We start from the raw sequence: 18,007 nt of genomic DNA, 5'->3' as shown, positions 1-18,007 counted from the left end.
GGCTTAAAACTCCACGCGCGCGCCGAGGTTATAGCGGCGGCCTTCCACCTGCGCGGATTCATTCCATGCAGTCGTCAGTTTCGGATCCTCATCCAGCACGTTGTAGATCCCTGCCATCAGCTGCGTGTGCTTATTGAGCTTATAACGTACGCCTACGTCGACCATCGTGTAGTCATCATACTTATAGTTATTGCCGCTGTTGCGGTTACTGCTGCGGTAATTCACCGTACTCCATACGTCCAGACTCTGCGTTGCCGCCCAGTTCAGCGACAGGTTCGCCATATGGCGCGGATAATCGTTGAGCGCGTAGCCTTTGTTTACGCCGCTTTTCTGTTCGCTGTGGTTCCAGGTGTAGTTAGCGTTGGCTTTCACATCGGCGCTAATCTGCCAGTCGGCATTCAGTTCTATACCGTACACGTCCGCCTTGCTGACGTTGAAGTATTTACTGACGGAGTCCGCCTTGTAGCCATTCACGGAGCACTGATTCGTCGATGTGGTTTCGCAAATGGTTTGTTCAGCAATTTTGTCTTTGAACTGCGTATAGAAGACGGTGCTATCCAGCGACAGCGCATTCCCCGTCCAGTAGAGGCCCAGCTCAGAGTTAACGCTTTGTTCTGGTTTCAGATCGTCGTTACCGACGGTCAGGAAGGGATAAGGTACAGTCGAGCCGTATGGGGTGACAAAGTCGCTGGATGTCGCACGCAGCTCAGGTTTTTTATAACCTGCGGAAACGCCGCCCTTCAGCGCCCAGTCATTGCTGAAGGCCCAGTTACCGTACATTTTCGGCGTAATATGTGTGCCAAAGTTATCATCCTGGTCCATACGCGCTGATGTGGTCAGGATGAAGTCGTCAATGCTCCAGCCGTCTTCAGCAAACAATGCCCAACCGTTACGGCTGATTTTTGTCACTGGCTCAGATCCGGGCAGCGTTTTGTTGGCCACATCAAAGCGGTCATTCAGCTCTTCGCGGGTGAAATTCGCCCCAACGGTCAGTTTATGGTTGTCGAGCGTGAAGGTGGTTTGCGAATTGGCGACGTAGTTCTCCATCTGCACATACTGCGGCGACTGGCTGTCATAAACGTACTTCGAACGGCCTTTTTCATAGTTTATGTAGTTGGTCGTTGCGATGGTGTCGTCGGCATACCAGCCGGTATGCGTTAGGGTGGCGGCGTTACGATCGAACAGCCATGACCACGGCGCGCCGCGCTTCTGGGTACGGTTTTTCTCCTGCTCACCGGTGACCACATTGAGGTCGAACAGGTTATTTTCGCTAGCGGCCAAGCCCAGCGTCATATCAACGGATTTACGGTTGTGTTTGCCGAAATAGTTATTGCGATCGTCATCGCGACGGTCGAGCCAGTCGGCCGCTACGCTAAGGCCGAGAACATCGGGCACAATCGGCCCCATGGTAAACAGATTCATCTGGCTGGTATTACCCAAATACTGGTGTTCCTGAAGCCAGGTATTGGCGGCAATTGCCGTTGTCCACTCTTTTGCACCATACGGTTTTTTAGTAATCACGTTGACCACACCGCCGATGGCATCTGATCCGTACAGCGAGGACATGGGCCCGCGGATAACTTCGATACGCTCAATGGCCTCCATCGGCGGTAAGAAGCTGGCTTCAGTACCGATGTCATGTCCGTAAGGGCGAGATTCACCGGTATTTTGTTTGACGCTGTTGACCATAAACGCGGTATAGGACGGGTCCATGCCGCGGATCATAATGCTGCCAGCGTTCATGCCGCTGCTGTTAGTGACCGAGACGCCTGGAAGGTTTTTAATCGCTTCACCAATGCTACGGTCCGGCTGAATATCCAGCGTTTTACGATCGATAACGGAAATGGTGGCTGGCGCTTCGCGCTTTTGCTGCGAGAACCCGGATGCGGTGATCACCATTTCATCTTCGCTATTGCGTGAGGTTTCGGTGAGTTCTTCTGCCTGAGTGGGGAAAATAACACCGCCTGAGAATGCAACGATCCCTGTCAGCGTAATAAGTTGACGCGTTTTCATAATATAGACACCTGAAAAGTAAAAAATAAAAGCATCACCTTGCAGCCCAGAAAAGCTGCAAGGTGTCAGAAGCGTTTTTAATTATTAATATTTGGAGAGGTCGATTTTCAGCACGTAGTCGGGCTTCACACCTGCCATTTTTTCCGGCTGTTTGACGCTGACATACAGGGTGTTGGCATCAGACGAGAGCGCCAGGCTGTTAGGTAACGCATTGGTTTCAATGCTTTGTTTTACCTGATAAGTCTTGCTGTCCACAATGCTGATGCGTTTTGCATTTCGGTGGGTGATATACACTTCCTGGCGTTTTTCGTTATATATCACCGCCAGCGAGTTGATAACCTTAATGGGGGCAATAACCTTACCGGTATTAATATCAACAACCAGTACATCCGCTAAATCAGGATCGGTCAGGAATGCGCGATTATTTTTTGCATCCAAAGCAATATTCAGGAAAAAATGTTTTTTGCCGGGCTCAATGCTAAAGCGGCTAATAATTTGATGGTTGGTGGTATCCAGTGTAATAAGTTCGTTGCGGCCATTTACGACATACAGGCGGTTCTTATTTGCATCGACCGCCATGCCGGTCGGATACTGGCCCATGTTTTCAAGGGTAGCGATTTTCTCGCGCTTTTGCGTATCCACCACCCAGACAATGCCTTTTTCAGCCACGCCGGAAACGTACAGGCGGTGATGCTGTTTATCAAGCACCATTTCGCGGGTATGGACAATTTCTTTCGGGTTTTTGGCTTCGCTCAGTTGCAGTATCGCCAGCTCTTTACCGCTGCGGGTATCAATGAGTGTGACGGAACCCTCCAGCGTGTTACCCACGTACAGCACCTGATTTTCTTCATCCAGGGCAGTGGCAAAGGCACGACGGCTGGTTTCGATAACTTCAGTCGTGGTGAGTTTCTCCAGATCGAGTTTATAGATAAGCCCGCTGGTTTTATCTTTATCAAACGACGGCGACGAGGCAGCAAAAAGCGTATTCTGCTGGCTATCAACCGCCAGTTCATACACGCCGTTGCCAACGTCGCGGGTCAGAAAATCTTTCTCAGGTAGCGTCTGTGCCACGCTGGACAGGCTGGTAAATAACAGTGCTATGGCGAGAGCCACGCAGGAATAGCGTTTCAGGGACTTCACATTGTGGAGGTTCATTGACTTTTATTCACATTTATTTACATGCTGAGAATGATAATGAGATCTAATCTCATTCGCAATTAACATAAATGAAATGTGACTACCCAATCTGGTAGGTCAAAAAGAAAACAGCGAAGGGGAGGGGGAAAAGAAAGTAGAAATTAAAAAACCCTTACTAACCAGGGGCTGGCGTTCAGGGCTTTACGCTAACGCGAACTTACTTCTTCGCGCGCTCGAAGGAAGCAACGATTTCAGCTTTAGCAGCTTCAGCGTTGTCCCAACCGTCAACTTTCACCCATTTGCCCGCTTCGAGATCTTTGTAGTGTTCGAAGAAGTGGGTGATCTGCGCTTTCAGCAGTTCCGGCAGATCGGTCACATCTTTGATGTGATCGTATTCTTTGCTCAGCTTGGTGTGCGGTACAGCAACCAGTTTCGCATCTTCACCGGATTCGTCGGTCATTTTCAGTACGCCAACCGGACGGCAGCGGATCACTGAACCTGGCTCCAGCGGGTACGGAGTCGGGACCAGAACGTCTACCGGGTCACCATCCAGAGACAGGGTGTGGTTGATGTAACCGTAGTTGCACGGATAGAACATCGCGGTGGACATGAAGCGGTCAACGAACAGGGCGCCGCTCTCTTTGTCAACTTCGTATTTGATCGGATCTGCGTTCGCAGGGATCTCGATAACAACGTAGATATCTTCCGGCAGGTCTTTACCGGCAGGGACGTTGAGTAAGCTCATGTCTGTTTCCTTTAAATAAGCTATGGCAAACAAGTGGCGGGTATTATAGCCAACTCGCGCGGAATGTCTCCGCTTGTTTTCGCTTTCTCTGCGTGCATTTTCTTCTTTTTACCTCTCTCTCGTGACAGAAAAATCCATATCTTCAGCCGCATTTTTCATAGTGAGATGAAAGCGATTACAAAGTTGTGATTAACGTTTTATTTACTTTTTTGAAGTGTGATGTAACGCAATCCGTTACATGCTCAATTGTCTATAGTTTTTTCGCAACGGTTAATTAACCAACAATAATCACCCTACGAGGACGCACTTATGTGGAAGCGCTTACTTTTAGTCACAGCAGTTTCGGCAGCCATGTCGTCTATGGCAATGGCAGCCCCTTTAACCGTAGGATTTTCGCAGGTTGGCTCTGAATCCGGCTGGCGCGCCGCAGAAACCAACGTCGCGAAAAGCGAGGCCGAAAAGCGGGGAATTACGCTGAAAATCGCTGATGGCCAGCAAAAGCAGGAAAACCAGATTAAAGCAGTCCGCTCATTTGTTGCGCAGGGCGTCGACGCCATCTTTATTGCGCCGGTCGTGGCAACGGGTTGGGAGCCGGTGTTAAAAGAAGCTAAAGATGCCGACATTCCGGTCTTTTTGCTCGATCGTTCCATCGATGTAAAAGACAAATCTCTCTATATGACCACGGTCACCGCCGACAACGTGCTGGAAGGTAAATTGATCGGCGACTGGCTGATTAAACAAGTGGACGGCAAGCCGTGTAACGTCGTTGAGCTGCAAGGGACCGTTGGGGCCAGCGTGGCGATCGATCGTAAGAAAGGCTTTGCTGAAGCTATTGCCAGTGCGCCAAACATCAAAATTATTCGCTCTCAGTCCGGTGACTTCACCCGCAGTAAAGGGAAAGAAGTGATGGAGAGCTTTATCAAAGCGGAAAACAACGGCAAGAACATCTGTATGGTTTACGCCCACAACGATGACATGGTGATCGGTGCGATTCAGGCGATCAAAGAAGCGGGCCTGAAACCTGGCAAAGATATTCTCACCGGTTCTATCGATGGCGTACCGGATATCTACAAAGCGATGATTGACGGCGAAGCCAACGCCAGCGTCGAACTGACGCCGAATATGGCCGGCCCGGCATTCGACGCGCTGGAGAAATTCAAAAAAGACGGCACGATGCCTGAGAAGCTGACCATTACCAAATCGATCCTCTATCTGCCGGATACGGCGAAAGAAGAGTTAGAGAAGAAGAAAAACATGGGCTACTAAGCCTTCATGAAAATGCCGGGGGCGCTGCGCTTGCCCGGCCTACATTACGCTCTTTTGTAGGCCGGATAAGCGTAGCGCCATCCGGCGTGATGCAGGGGGAACCATGACCACCGACCAACATCAGGAAATCCTCCGCACCGAAGGATTAAGCAAATTCTTTCCCGGCGTCAAAGCGTTGGATAACGTGGATTTCAGCTTGCGTCGCGGTGAAATTATGGCGCTGCTGGGAGAAAACGGAGCCGGCAAATCGACGCTCATCAAAGCACTGACCGGCGTTTACCATGCCGATCGTGGCACTATCTGGCTCGAAGGCCAACCGATTTCCCCCAAAAACACCGCCCATGCCCAGCAACTGGGGATTGGCACAGTGTACCAGGAAGTGAACCTGCTGCCCAATATGTCGGTTGCCGATAACTTATTTATTGGTCGTGAACCGCGGCGTTTTGGCCTGCTTCAGCGCAAGCAAATGGAAAAACGCGCGACGGAGCTGATGGCGTCATACGGTTTTTCCCTCGACGTGCGCGAGCCGCTGAACCGCTTTTCCGTGGCGATGCAACAAATCGTCGCCATCTGTCGGGCGATCGATCTCTCCGCGAAAGTGCTGATCCTCGATGAGCCGACCGCCAGCCTTGATACCCAGGAAGTTGAAATGCTGTTTGGCCTGATGCGACATCTGCGCGATCGGGGCGTCAGTCTGATCTTCGTCACCCACTTTCTCGATCAGGTTTATCAGGTCAGCGATCGCATTACCGTTCTGCGTAACGGCGGCTTCGTTGGCTGCCGTGAAACCCGAGAACTGCCTCAGATCGAACTGGTCAAAATGATGCTGGGCCGTGAACTGGATACCCATGCACTACAGCGTGCGGGCCGCACGTTGCTGAGTGATAAACCGGTGGCGGCATTCAGCGGCTTTGGCAAAAAAGGCACCATCGCGCCATTTGATCTACAGGTGCGTCCCGGTGAGATCGTCGGTCTCGCCGGACTACTGGGATCCGGGCGAACGGAAACGGCGGAGGTGATCTTCGGTATTAAACCCGCCGACAGCGGAAGTGCGCTGATCAAAGGCAAATCGCAGACTTTGCGCTCGCCACATCAGGCTTCGTGTCTGGGGATCGGTTTCTGTCCGGAGGATCGCAAAACGGATGGCATTATTGCCGCCGCTTCGGTGCGGGAAAACATCATTCTGGCATTGCAGGCGCAGCGCGGCTGGCTGCGGCCTATTCCCCGTAAAGAGCAAAACGAGATTGCCGAGCGGTTTATCCGCCAGCTTGGTATTCGTACTCCAAACGCGGAGCAACCGATCGAATTTCTTTCCGGCGGCAATCAGCAAAAAGTATTGCTCTCGCGCTGGTTACTGACCAAACCGCAGTTCCTGATCCTCGATGAACCCACGCGTGGGATCGACGTTGGCGCGCATGCGGAGATCATCCGCCTGATCGAAACGCTGTGCGCGGATGGTCTGGCGCTGCTGGTGATTTCATCCGAACTGGAAGAGTTAGTGGGCTATGCCGATCGGGTCATTATTATGCGCGATCGCAAACAGGTAGCAGAGATCCCACTGGCTGAACTGTCCGTACCGGCAATCATGAACGCCATTGCGGCCTAAGGAGACTATGGTGATGCCTCAATCTCTCCCTCAATCCAATCCGTCTAAACGGCGGTTCCGTTGGCCAAAGGGGATGCCACAGTTGGTGGCGTTACTGCTGGTGCTGCTGGTGGATAGCCTGGTCGCCCCGCATTTCTACCAGGTGATTTTGCAGGATGGTCGGCTGTTCGGTAGCCCGATTGATATTCTCAACCGCGCCGCTCCCGTGGCGCTGTTGGCGATTGGTATGACGCTGGTGATTGCTACCGGTGGCATCGACCTTTCCGTGGGGGCCGTTATGGCTATTGCCGGTGCCACTACTGCGGCGATGACGGTGGCCGGGCACAGTCTGCCGGTGGTTCTGCTTGCCGCCTTAGGCTCCGGCATTCTGGCTGGGCTGTGGAACGGTATTCTGGTGGCCATCCTCAAGATTCAACCGTTCGTCGCCACGCTAATCCTGATGGTGGCCGGGCGTGGGGTGGCGCAGCTTATCACTTCCGGGCAGATCGTCACCTTTAACTCGCCCGAACTGTCATGGTTTGGCAGCGGCTCGCTTTTACTATTCCCCACGCCGGTAATTATTGCACTGCTCACGCTGGTGGTGTTCTGGCTGCTGACGCGGAAAACGGCGCTGGGTATGTTTATCGAAGCGGTGGGTATCAACATTCGTGCGGCAAAAAACGCCGGGGCGAACACCCGCATTATCGTGATGCTCACCTATGTGCTGAGCGGCCTGTGCGCGGCTATCGCTGGCATTATCGTCACGGCGGATATCCGGGGGGCAGATGCCAATAACGCCGGATTATGGCTGGAGCTGGATGCCATCCTGGCGGTGGTTATCGGCGGCGGCTCGCTGATGGGCGGGCGCTTTAACCTGCTGCTGTCGGTGGTAGGCGCGTTGATTATTCAGGGCATGAACACCGGGATTTTGCTGTCGGGCTTCCAGCCGGAACTGAATCAGGTGGTCAAAGCCGTGGTGGTGTTGTGTGTGCTGGTCGTGCAGTCGCAACGCTTTATCAGCCTGATAAAAGGAGTGCGTGGTCATGATAAAACGTAATTTACCGCTGATGATCACCCTCGGCGTGTTTGTGCTGGGTTATCTCTACTGCCTGACGCAGTTTCCCGCTTTTGCTTCCACCCGGGTCATTTGCAATATCCTGACCGATAACGCCTTTCTGGGCATCATTGCCGTAGGCATGACCTTCGTGATCCTCTCTGGCGGGATCGACCTTTCCGTTGGCTCGGTGATCGCCTTTACCGGCGTATTTCTGGCAAAGGCCATTGGTTATTGGGGCATTTCCCCGCTGCTGGCGTTCCCATTGGTTTTGCTGATGGGCTGCACGTTTGGCGCGTTTATGGGGTTACTGATTGATGCGCTGAAGATCCCGGCATTTATTATCACCCTGGCGGGAATGTTCTTCCTGCGCGGCGTCAGCTATCTGGTCTCTGAAGAATCTATCCCAATTAATCATCCGGTTTATGACACGCTCTCAAGCCTGGCATGGAAAATTCCCGGCGGTGGTCGCCTGAGCGCGATGGGATTGCTGATGCTGGCGGTTGTCGTCATCGGCATATTCCTGGCGCACCGTACGCGCTTTGGTAATCAGGTTTACGCGATTGGCGGCAACGCCACCTCTGCCAACCTGATGGGCATCTCAACTCGCAGCACCACCATCCGCATTTATATGCTGTCTACCGGGCTTGCGACGCTTGCCGGCATTGTCTTTTCCATTTACACCCAGGCGGGCTATGCGCTGGCGGGCGTTGGCGTCGAACTGGATGCGATAGCCTCAGTGGTGATTGGCGGAACGCTGCTCAGCGGTGGGGTCGGTACAGTGTTAGGGACGTTGTTTGGCGTCGCCATTCAGGGGCTGATCCAGACCTACATTAATTTTGACGGCACATTAAGTTCCTGGTGGACGAAGATCGCGATTGGCATTTTATTGTTTATATTTATAGCGTTACAACGCGGTCTGACGGTGCTTTGGGAAAATCGGCAAAGCTCGCCGGTGACCCGAGTGGGTACGGCGGCAACACCAAAGTAACATCCTGATTTTGCACAAAACATTTAAATACCTAAACTTTTTCCGGTTGTAGTCGATAGGTTCTGTACAGGTCTGTTTTAACCCTACAACCGGAAATATAACGATGCCAAAATCCCTTTCAATTCGATCAAGTTTGTTGGTGTTATTGTCTCTGCTGACGTTCCTTCTGTTACTGACCGGTGGTATGGGGCTATATGCTTCTACCCGTGTCATTACATCGTTGATTTATCACGGTATTATGAGCGCTGCGATGTTGGCTGCTATCGCATTGCTGGCGGTCACTTGGTTTATGCTGCGAAATAAGTTTCTCAAACCGTTGGATAACATGGTTGAGCAACTGGAACGTCTGGCAACGGGGGATTTGTCGCCGGTTACCGCGTTGTCGGCCAGCGCCGAATTCAACCGCCTGAATGCGGCAATGGATGATATGCGCCATGCGCTGGGCGACTCGGTACAGCGCGTACGCGATGCCAGCTCGCAAATTGATATTGGCAGTCGTGAACTGACGGCCGGGAACCAGCATCTGGCGCAACGCACTGAATCGACAGCCACTTCGCTGGAGCAGACCGCCGCCAGCATGGAAGAACTCACGGCGACGGTGAAACAGAATGCGCAGAATGCGGAACAGGCGCACCAGCTGGCAAAATCGGTGTCGGATACCGCCGATCGCGGCAGCGAGATGGTGTGCTATGTGATCGAGAAAATGCGCGATATTTCCGGCAGTTCCAGTCGAATCGCCGACATCCTCAGCGTGATTGATGGCATTGCTTTCCAGACCAATATTCTGGCGCTCAATGCTTCCGTTGAAGCGGCGCGAGCTGGTGAGCAGGGGCGGGGCTTTGCGGTTGTTGCTGGTGAAGTGCGTAATCTGGCCAGTCGCAGCGCCGAGGCGGCCAAAGAGATCCGTACGCTAATCAGCGATTCGCACACCCATGTGGGGGAAGGCAGTGAACTGGCGCAGCAGGCGGGCGAAACCATGGATGAAATCGCGACCGAGGTTATGCGTATGACCAAACTGATGCGTGAAATTGCCAGTGCGTCCCAGGAACAGAGTCGCGGCATAGAGCAGGTGAATATCGCGGTGATTCAGATGGATGAAACGGCGCAGCAAAACGCGGCGCTGGTACAGCAGTCTTCAGCGGCTACCCGCTCGCTGGAAGAGCAGTCTTCAGCGCTAATCGAAGCAATGGCCGTATTTAAGCTACAGAAAGCGTAACCGGACGATGGATTTTGTAGGCCGGATGGCAACGCTACGCGTTTTATCCGGCCTACGTCCGCGCGATGAATGATACTTACGCGTCCGGGAACTCGCGGATAAAGCGTTCTACATCTTCAACCATATGGTCGTTACCCACGAAGAAGGAGCGGCGCTGGTGCAGACTTTCTGGGGTGATATCCAGAATGCGTTCTTTACCATCGCTGGCTTTGCCGCCCGCCTGCTCGGCCAGGAAGGCCATCGGGTTGCATTCATACAGCAGACGCAGTTTCCCTTGCGGGTGGCTGGCGGTGCTTGGGTACAGGTAGATCCCGCCTTTCAGCAGATTGCGATGGAAATCCGCAACCAGAGAGCCAATGTAGCGTGAGGTATACGGGCGCTGGGTTGGCTTATCTTCTTCCTGGCAGAATTTAATGTACTTCTTCACGCCGTTCGGGAATTTGATGTAGTTACCTTCGTTGATGGAGTACGTGCTGCCTTTCGCCGGGAAGCGCATACGTTCCTGGCTGAGGCAGAATACGCCCAGAGAAGGATCGTAGGTGAAGGCATGTACGCCACAGCCAGTGGTATACACCAGCATGGTGGAAGAACCATAAACAACGTAACCTGCAGCAACCTGCTTGTTGCCCGGTTGCAGGAAATCCTCTTCCGTGACCGGTGTGCCGACTGGGGTTACGCGGCGGTAAATAGAGAAAATCGTACCGACAGAGACGTTAACATCGATGTTGGATGAGCCATCCAGCGGATCCATTAGCACAACGTATTTAGCGTGTTCACAGCCTTCAAAGACGACGATTTCATCTTCTTCTTCTGAGGCAATGCCCGCCACAATGTCGCGCGCCTTCAGTGCAGCTTTCAGTTTTTCGTTCGCGAACAGATCGAGTTTTTGCTGAACCTCTCCCTGCACGTTCTCAGCACCGCTGGCACCCAGGATATCGACCAGACCGGCCTTATTGATATCGCGGTGGATGATCTTGGCGCCCAGCTTTATTGCCGACAACAAAGCAGTGAGTTCACCGGTAGCATGAGAAAACTCGTGCTGCTTTTCGACAATAAATTCACCTAACGTTTTCATAACACTTTCCCTGCAATTTATGTGGAGTAAAGCGACCGCAACAATATTAACAAATATTTCCATTGCTGCGCTTAGGTGAATCGCGCCAGCAAACTGCGGAATATCCTGAAATGCGTTTCTCACTTGCCGGACATGTGCGTAAAATGGCCCCCAGATTAAAAAAGGATAGTGACGTATGCGCATTCATATTTTGGGAATTTGTGGCACTTTCATGGGCGGTCTGGCGATGCTGGCGCGCTCGCTCGGTCATGAAGTAACCGGTTCGGACGCCAATGTGTATCCGCCGATGAGTACCTTACTTGAGAAGCAAGGCATTGATCTGATTCAGGGTTACGATGCCAGTCAGCTCGACCCACAGCCGGACCTGGTGATCATCGGCAATGCCATGACCCGTGGTAATCCATGCGTGGAAGCGGTACTGGAAAAGAACATTCCGTACATGTCCGGCCCGCAGTGGCTGCATGACTTTGTCTTGCGCGATCGCTGGGTACTGGCGGTTGCTGGTACGCACGGCAAAACCACCACCGCCGGGATGGCGACCTGGATCCTCGAAGCCTGCGGCTATAAACCTGGCTTTGTGATTGGCGGCGTTCCGGGCAACTTTGAGGTTTCCGCACGCCTCGGTGAGAGCGACTTCTTCGTGATTGAAGCGGATGAGTACGACTGTGCGTTCTTCGACAAGCGTTCTAAATTCGTGCATTACTGCCCGCGCACGCTGATCCTCAATAACCTTGAGTTCGATCACGCGGATATCTTTGACGATCTGAAAGCTATTCAGAAACAGTTCCACCATCTGGTGCGTATCGTGCCGGGCCAGGGACGCATCATCTACCCGGAAAACGACATCAATCTGAAACAGACGATGGCGATGGGCTGCTGGAGCGAACAAGAGCTGGTGGGCGAACAAGGTCACTGGCAGGCGAAAAAACTGACCACCGATGCCTCCGAGTGGGAAGTGTGGCTGGACGGTGAAAAAGTCGGCGAAGTGAAGTGGGGCCTGGTGGGCGAGCACAACATGCACAACGGCCTGATGGCGATTGCAGCCGCGCGTCATGTTGGCGTCGTGCCTGCGGATGCGGCCAATGCATTGGGCTCGTTCATCAACGCCCGTCGCCGTCTTGAGCTGCGCGGTGAAGCCAATGGCGTGACGGTGTATGACGATTTTGCCCATCACCCGACGGCCATTCTGGCAACGCTTGCGGCACTGCGCGGTAAAGTGGGCGGCACGGCGCGCATCATCGCTGTGCTGGAACCTCGCTCGAACACCATGAAAATGGGCCTGTGCAAAGATGACCTGGCGCCGTCGTTAGGGCGTGCAGACGAAGTGTTCCTGCTGCAACCCCCGCACATTCCGTGGCAGGTAGCAGAAGTCGCTGAAGCCTGCGTTCAGCCGGCACACTGGAGCGGCGATGTGGATGCACTGGCAGATATGGTGGTGAAAACCGCACAGCCTGGCGATCACATTCTGGTGATGAGCAACGGCGGGTTTGGCGGTATTCATCAAAAACTGCTGGATGGTCTGGCGAAGAAAGCTCAGGCAGAAGAAGAGTAAAAAAATGCCCGGTGGCGCTACGCTTACCGGGCCTACAACGGATCGTAGGCCGGATAAGGTATTTGCACCGCCATCCGGCACTTTCGGCGGACGAAGAGGTTAGGCCTCGTTTTCCGCCAGTTCACGCAGATACTGGAAGATCTGGCGGGAAGATTTTGGCGGCTTGTTGCCCGCTTTTTCTTTCCTGGCGTTACGCACCAGCGAACGCAGTTGCTGACGGTCGGCGTCAGGCCACAGGTTCATCACTTCTTCGATAGCTTCATCGCTACCGTCAACCATACGGTCACGCAGTTGCTCCAGCTTATGGAAGACAACGACCTGTTGGTTGTGACGGTTTTTCAGCTTGTCCAGCGCCTGACGGATAGGATCAACATCGCGCTGGCGCAACATTTTGCCAATCAGCTGCAGCTGACGACGGCGACCTTCCATCTTAATACGCTGGGCCAGCTCAATCGCGGCACGTAAATCCGCATCGAGCGGGATTTTATCCAGCGCGTTTTTCCCCAGTTTTACCAGTTCCACACCCAGGTGTTTTAACTCCTCGGCGTCACGTTTTATTTCACTTTTACTGACCCAGATAATTTCATCGTCTTCGTCTTCGATGTCATCACCGGGAACGTCGTCGAGCCAGTCTTCGGGCTGCTTAGTCATGTCAGGCTCCTTAAAAAAAGAGGCTAATGTTACCAGTTAAGATGCGCACTGAAAAACGGTTCTCTGTTAGACTTCAGAGAAACTCTCTCTACATTATGGCATTTGCGATGAAAGTAATCTCACAAGTTGAAGCGCAGCGTAAGATTCTGGAAGAAGCAGTCTCGACGGCACTGGAATTAGCGTCAGGTAAGTCGGATGGCGCGGAAGTCGCTGTGAGCAAGACCACGGGTATTAGCGTCAGCACCCGTTATGGTGAAGTGGAGAACGTCGAATTCAATAGCGATGGTGCACTGGGGATTACGGTTTATCACCAAAACCGTAAGGGCAGCGCATCGTCCACCGATTTAAGCCCGCAGGCGATTGCACGCACCGTGCAGGCCGCGCTGGACATTGCACGTTACACTTCGCCGGACCCGTGTGCGGGCGTGGCAGATAAAGAACTGCTGGCCTTTGATGCGCCCGATCTGGACCTGTTTCACCCGGCGGAAGTTTCCCCTGATGAAGCTATCGAACTGGCTGCTCGTGCAGAACAGGCGGCGTTGCAGGCTGACAAACGTATCACCAACACCGAAGGCGGCAGCTTTAACAGCCACTATGGCATCAAAGTGTTTGGCAACAGCCACGGCATGCTGCAGGGCTATTGCTCCACGCGCCATTCCCTTTCCAGCTGCGTAATCGCAGAAGAAAATGGCGATATGGAGCGTGATTACGCCTACACCATTGGCCGGGCGATGGGCGATCTGCAAACGCCGGAGTGGGTGGGGGCTGACTGTGCTCGCCGTACCTTATCTCGCCTGTCTCCGCGTAAACTTTCCACCATGAAAGCACCAGTGATTTTCGCCAATGAAGTGGCGACCGGACTGTTCGGACACCTGGTTGGCGCGATTGCTGGTGGCTCGGTGTACCGCAAATCCACCTTCCTGCTCGACTCGCTGGGCAAGCAAATTCTGCCGGAATGGCTGACCATTGAAGAACATCCGCACTTGCTGAAAGGGCTGGCGTCGTCGCCGTTCGACAGCGAAGGCGTACGGACCGAACGCCGCGACATTATTAAAGACGGTGTGCTGACTCAGTGGCTGCTGACCAATTATTCTGCACGTAAGCTGGGGCTTAAGAGCACCGGTCATGCAGGCGGGATCCACAACTGGCGAATTCCGGGACAGGGTCTAAGCTTCGAGCAGTTGCTCAAAGAGATGGGCACAGGTCTTGTGGTTACCGAGCTGATGGGACAGGGCGTAAGCGGCATTACCGGCGATTACTCGCGCGGCGCGGCGGGCTTCTGGGTCGAAAACGGTGAAATTCAGTACCCGGTGAGTGAAATTACCATCGCCGGTAACTTAAAAGAGATGTGGCGTAATATCGTCACCGTCGGCAACGATATTGAAACGCGCAGTAATATTCAGTGTGGTTCGGTCCTGTTGCCGGAGATGAAGATCGCCGGGCAATAATATCCGTCATACTTCAAGCTGTGGCGTGAATTATTGAGGGTATCTGGCGTTTGTTTATTTTTGAATAATAAAAAAGGAAGTGAGCAATGCGTAAACACCTGTTAGCGATCGTCGCAGCTTCAACGCTGGTTCTTGGTTCTTCTGCGTTTGCAGCCGATCTTGAAGACGATATGGGGATCCTCAACGACAACCTGAAAATCGTCGAAAAAACGGATAATGCGACTGAACTGAAAGATGCGTTAACCAAAATGCGTGCAGCTGCGCTGGACGCGCAAAAGGGAACGCCGCCGAAGCTGGAAAACAAATCCCCGGATAGCCCGGAGATGAAGGATTTTCGTCACGGTTTTGACACGCTGATCGGTCAGATCGACGGTGCGTTGAAGCTGGCGAACGAAGGTAAAGTTAAAGAGGCGAAAGCCGTTGCGGAAGAGCTGAAAACTACGCGCAACGAAAACCACAAGAAGTTCCGCTAATCTGCGCTATCCGGCCTGCATACCCGTAGGTCGGATAAAACCCCCGCTACTGCACGTCCCATAAGTAAACGCTATCCCCATCACATTTTTTCATTTTTATCGTCCATTCATTGTTCGCACTTCCTTCCATTTTGCTGCTCGCTCTTGCGATCTCAATCACATTCTTCCAGTGATAAATCGTGGTTCCAGCCCTTTTTGCGGCACAGATCACTATCGCTGCACACCTTTCCACTTCGAAGTGGAAAACAACTCGCTACAAACTTATAACCTCCGTCGCTAATTTACCCTCAGAGACATTAACGGGGTAAGACGAGTGAATAACGGAGCTGTAATGAATGACATGGGGGAATCGGTGGAACTGGCCGACCGCATGCTGGCGCAGGTGTATGCCTTGCTGCGTGAACGCAACATTATTCCCAACGCCGTACAGGAACAGATGCTGACGTCGCATGTTCGCGCCATGGCGCACCGCTCGGTAACGGGTGAACCCTTACCAGAGGTCGATGCCAGCTTGTTTGATGAAATATCTGCCGAATCAATGGCGCTTGCCCGCGACGTGGTCGCCGAGTTTGGCAATCTTCCTGAGGAAGAGGCCTGGCTGCTGTCGGTGCACTTCGAAGTCGCGAAAGACAACCTTTAAGGAGCAAAAGATGGAACAGATTACCGTAGTGATTGGCGATCGTCTGGGTAAAGGCCAGAAAGTGGCGGCAGGCGTAGAGAAAGCGGGTGGCCGTGCCGTTGTGGTGCCGGGCGTTGCAGCAGATATGAAGCTGGGTGACGTGATGAAAGCGGAAAACGCCACCTTTGGTATCTCGTTTTGTGGCAGCGGTGGTGCGGGTGCGATTACCGCGCAGACCAAATACGGCTACAAGGCGAAATACGGCATGCGCTCGGTCGATGAAGGGGTAACCGCCATCAACGAAGGGTGCAACGTACTGGGATTCGGCTTTATGGATAAAGAAGAGCTCGGCGAGCGCCTGGTGCAGGCGTGGCAAAAGAAACACGGCGCTTAAGCATGAAAGAGCAATTCACCACCACGGTGAGAGTCACGGGTAAGGGCGAGACTAAAGCTCGCGCCTTTGCCGATGCCCTGAACCACGTTCAGGCTGCGGTGATGAAAGCGTCGCCGCATATCTTACTGCGTATTGAGCCACAGGATGTGCAGGTTGTTCAAGCGCGTGAATCGGTGCGTAAAGAGGCATTTTTATTCCTCTTTTTGCGCCGGGAAAGACGCACTTTCAGCGTGGAGCTGGACGTGACCGTCAACGTGACTGCCATCAATCTCGACAAGGTGGATTTCGTTACGCAACGCTGATTTTTCTATTAAAAGGCATAATTATGTTCCTGATAATATTAATAAAATCGCTCATCATCGGCGCGTTGGTTGGCGTTGGTGTCGGCGCTGGGGCTGCACGCATGTTTCATGCGCCTACCACTCAAGGGATGGGCGCGTTTCGTACTCTGGGAGAACTGAATTCCTGCGAAGGGGATCCGGCTTCTCACTTCTCGTTCGGCCTGGGTTTCTTCTTTAACGCCTGGGCTTCCTCTGTTGCGGCGGGGGCGTTCACGCAGGACGTCGACCATCGCATCATCCCCAACTGGGGCGCCGCCGCGCTGATGATTAAAAATCGTAACGTCAGTGAAACGCTGCACGACCCCAAACGCATGGCAATTGCCTGCGGCGTTATCGGGATGATCGTAGTGACCTTCCTGAACCTCACCGCATCATCCGTACCGGAAGCGTTGCAAGTTACCGCCGTCAAGGTGCTGGTGCCCGCGGCTAACCTGCTGGTTAACACCGTGATGCCAGTGATCTTCTGGCTGGCGGCGATCGACGCTGGTAAGAAATCCGGCTTCTGGGCCACCGTTTTTGGCGGCGCGGCGCAGCTGATTATGGGCAACGCCGTTCCGGGTCTGGTTCTCGGCATTCTGATCGGCAAAGGTGTTGAAGAGAGCGGCTGGAACCACGTCACTAAAGTGATGATGGTGGCTATCGTCGCGCTGTTTGTCCTGAGCGGCTTCTTCCGTGGCTTCGACATGAAGATGATCGAATCCTTCCATCTGACCGTGCCTAACTGGCTCGAACTTATCCACAACTCGCTCAGCGGCAAATAACGGAGGTCATTATGGAACAGAATAAAGGTTTTTGGTTCGCTGACTGGTCGTTCCCGATCTTCGTGGGCCTGCTCTCCTCTGGCGTATTTGCCGGAACACACATGTACTACCTGTACGGTATTGGCGCATTTAACGAAGTGGCTTTTGTGGCGATGCTGAAGGCGGGAATGGATACCGGCTCCTACGGGGCGGTGGCGGCATTTGGCGCAAGCTTCCTGTTTGCCCGCATCATTGAAGGTTCGCTGGTGGGGATTTTGGATATCGGCGGGGCGATTCAAACCGGGGTTGGGTTAGGTGTTCCGGCGCTGCTGCTGGGCGCGGGCATTATCTTCCCGGTCGCCAACTTCGCCGCCTCGCTGGTCACCGGTCTGGTGATTGGTCTGGCGATTGGCTACATCATCATTCTGGCGCGTAAGTTCACCATCAACCAGAGCGACTCGACCTACGGTGCGGACGTCATGATGGGGGCCGGTAACGCCTCCGGCCGCTTCCTCGGACCGTTGATTATCCTTAGCGCGATGACGGCTTCTATTCCTATCGGAATCGGTTCTCTGGCGGGCGCGCTGCTGTTTTATCTGTGGCAAAAACCGATTACTGGCGGGGCGATCCTCGGCGCAATGATCCTCGGGTCCATCTTCCCGATTGCTATTAGCTGATGGTGTGTCGTTGTAGGCCGGATAAGGCGC

General features: G+C 53.4%; 18 protein-coding genes. 13 read left to right on the top strand and 5 right to left on the bottom strand.

Features of this window, described 5'->3' with window-relative positions; genetic code table 11:
* Positions 1-3 precede the first annotated feature (3 nt).
* The 3 genes from OGY06_RS22675 to ppa form a co-directional block, all read right to left on the bottom strand.
* Positions 4-2,013, bottom strand: coding sequence for a TonB-dependent receptor domain-containing protein (locus OGY06_RS22675; RefSeq protein WP_218667663.1), 2,010 nt, complete (start codon positions 2,011-2,013; stop codon positions 4-6).
* A gap of 84 nt (positions 2,014-2,097) precedes the next feature.
* On the bottom strand, positions 2,098-3,168 hold the full coding sequence (gene yncE, locus OGY06_RS22670) for a 7-bladed beta-propeller protein YncE (protein ID WP_191221902.1): 1,071 nt from the start codon (positions 3,166-3,168) through the stop codon (positions 2,098-2,100).
* Between the two features lie 199 nt (positions 3,169-3,367).
* The gene (gene ppa, locus OGY06_RS22665; RefSeq protein WP_003025726.1) at positions 3,368-3,895 is read right to left on the bottom strand and encodes an inorganic diphosphatase; all 528 of its coding nucleotides are present in this window, start codon (positions 3,893-3,895) and stop codon (positions 3,368-3,370) included.
* 309 nt (positions 3,896-4,204) lie between these two features.
* Here ppa and ytfQ point away from each other — a divergent pair, with 309 nt between their 5' ends.
* The 5 genes from ytfQ to OGY06_RS22640 all read left to right on the top strand — a co-directional run bounded on the left by ytfQ (position 4,205) and on the right by OGY06_RS22640 (position 10,007).
* The gene (gene ytfQ, locus OGY06_RS22660; protein WP_003025728.1) at positions 4,205-5,161 is read left to right on the top strand and encodes a galactofuranose ABC transporter substrate-binding protein YtfQ; all 957 of its coding nucleotides are present in this window, start codon (positions 4,205-4,207) and stop codon (positions 5,159-5,161) included.
* Between the two features lie 103 nt (positions 5,162-5,264).
* Positions 5,265-6,767: a galactofuranose ABC transporter, ATP-binding protein YtfR gene (gene ytfR, locus OGY06_RS22655; RefSeq protein WP_191221901.1), complete on the top strand. Its 1,503-nt coding sequence runs from the start codon at positions 5,265-5,267 to the stop codon at positions 6,765-6,767.
* A gap of 13 nt (positions 6,768-6,780) precedes the next feature.
* Complete coding sequence (gene ytfT, locus OGY06_RS22650) at positions 6,781-7,803, top strand: galactofuranose ABC transporter, ATP-binding protein YtfT (RefSeq protein ID WP_286605975.1); 1,023 nt, start codon at positions 6,781-6,783, stop codon at positions 7,801-7,803.
* Entirely contained in the window at positions 7,790-8,791 is a 1,002-nt protein-coding gene (gene yjfF / locus OGY06_RS22645; RefSeq protein WP_003830394.1) for a galactofuranose ABC transporter, permease protein YjfF, read from the top strand. The genes ytfT and yjfF overlap by 14 nt, the downstream gene beginning before the upstream one ends.
* Before the next feature lie 103 nt (positions 8,792-8,894).
* Complete coding sequence (locus OGY06_RS22640; protein ID WP_286605974.1) at positions 8,895-10,007, top strand: methyl-accepting chemotaxis protein; 1,113 nt, start codon at positions 8,895-8,897, stop codon at positions 10,005-10,007.
* A gap of 76 nt (positions 10,008-10,083) precedes the next feature.
* On the opposite strand, the gene fbp is transcribed toward OGY06_RS22640, so the two are convergent.
* Complete coding sequence (gene fbp / locus OGY06_RS22635) at positions 10,084-11,082, bottom strand: class 1 fructose-bisphosphatase (RefSeq protein ID WP_003830390.1); 999 nt, start codon at positions 11,080-11,082, stop codon at positions 10,084-10,086.
* 175 nt (positions 11,083-11,257) lie between these two features.
* On the opposite strand from fbp, the gene mpl reads away from it, so the two are divergent.
* The gene (gene mpl, locus OGY06_RS22630) at positions 11,258-12,634 is read left to right on the top strand and encodes a UDP-N-acetylmuramate:L-alanyl-gamma-D-glutamyl-meso-diaminopimelate ligase (protein WP_003830388.1); all 1,377 of its coding nucleotides are present in this window, start codon (positions 11,258-11,260) and stop codon (positions 12,632-12,634) included.
* A gap of 99 nt (positions 12,635-12,733) precedes the next feature.
* Here the strand turns inward: mpl and yjgA are convergent, their stop codons facing one another.
* A complete protein-coding gene (yjgA, locus tag OGY06_RS22625) occupies positions 12,734-13,285 on the bottom strand; it encodes a ribosome biogenesis factor YjgA (protein ID WP_008786039.1) in 552 nt (183 codons plus the stop codon).
* A 95-nt stretch (positions 13,286-13,380) separates the two neighbouring features.
* Between yjgA and pmbA the strand changes: the two genes are divergently transcribed.
* From pmbA to OGY06_RS22590, 7 genes are all read left to right on the top strand, one after another.
* Positions 13,381-14,733 carry a metalloprotease PmbA gene (gene pmbA, locus OGY06_RS22620; protein WP_003830385.1) on the top strand — a complete coding sequence of 451 codons (1,353 nt, stop codon included), beginning with the start codon at positions 13,381-13,383 and terminating at the stop codon, positions 14,731-14,733.
* Between the two features lie 86 nt (positions 14,734-14,819).
* Positions 14,820-15,206 (top strand): cytochrome b562, encoded by a 387-nt coding sequence (cybC, locus tag OGY06_RS22615; RefSeq protein ID WP_003025756.1) that lies wholly within the window; start codon positions 14,820-14,822, stop codon positions 15,204-15,206.
* Between the two features lie 331 nt (positions 15,207-15,537).
* Positions 15,538-15,846 carry a glycine dehydrogenase gene (locus OGY06_RS22610; RefSeq protein ID WP_003025758.1) on the top strand — a complete coding sequence of 103 codons (309 nt, stop codon included), beginning with the start codon at positions 15,538-15,540 and terminating at the stop codon, positions 15,844-15,846.
* A gap of 10 nt (positions 15,847-15,856) precedes the next feature.
* Complete coding sequence (locus OGY06_RS22605) at positions 15,857-16,219, top strand: SFCGS family glycine-rich protein (protein WP_003830384.1); 363 nt, start codon at positions 15,857-15,859, stop codon at positions 16,217-16,219.
* A 2-nt stretch (positions 16,220-16,221) separates the two neighbouring features.
* Positions 16,222-16,521, top strand: a complete 300-nt coding sequence (locus OGY06_RS22600; protein ID WP_003025762.1) for a DUF4312 family protein — start codon at positions 16,222-16,224, stop codon at positions 16,519-16,521.
* Positions 16,522-16,544: 23 nt separating this feature from the next.
* Entirely contained in the window at positions 16,545-17,321 is a 777-nt protein-coding gene (locus tag OGY06_RS22595) for a DUF4311 domain-containing protein (protein WP_193134938.1), read from the top strand.
* An 11-nt stretch (positions 17,322-17,332) separates the two neighbouring features.
* On the top strand, positions 17,333-17,977 hold the full coding sequence (locus tag OGY06_RS22590; RefSeq protein ID WP_003830379.1) for a DUF4310 family protein: 645 nt from the start codon (positions 17,333-17,335) through the stop codon (positions 17,975-17,977).
* Positions 17,978-18,007 lie beyond the last annotated feature (30 nt).

Source organism: Citrobacter sp. Cpo147 (assembly GCF_030332405.1).
In the GTDB taxonomy this organism is placed as follows: Bacteria; Pseudomonadota; Gammaproteobacteria; order Enterobacterales; family Enterobacteriaceae; genus Citrobacter; species Citrobacter portucalensis.
The sequence above is the reverse complement of the archived record's forward strand: the minus strand, read 5'-3'. Positions and strand labels throughout refer to the sequence as shown.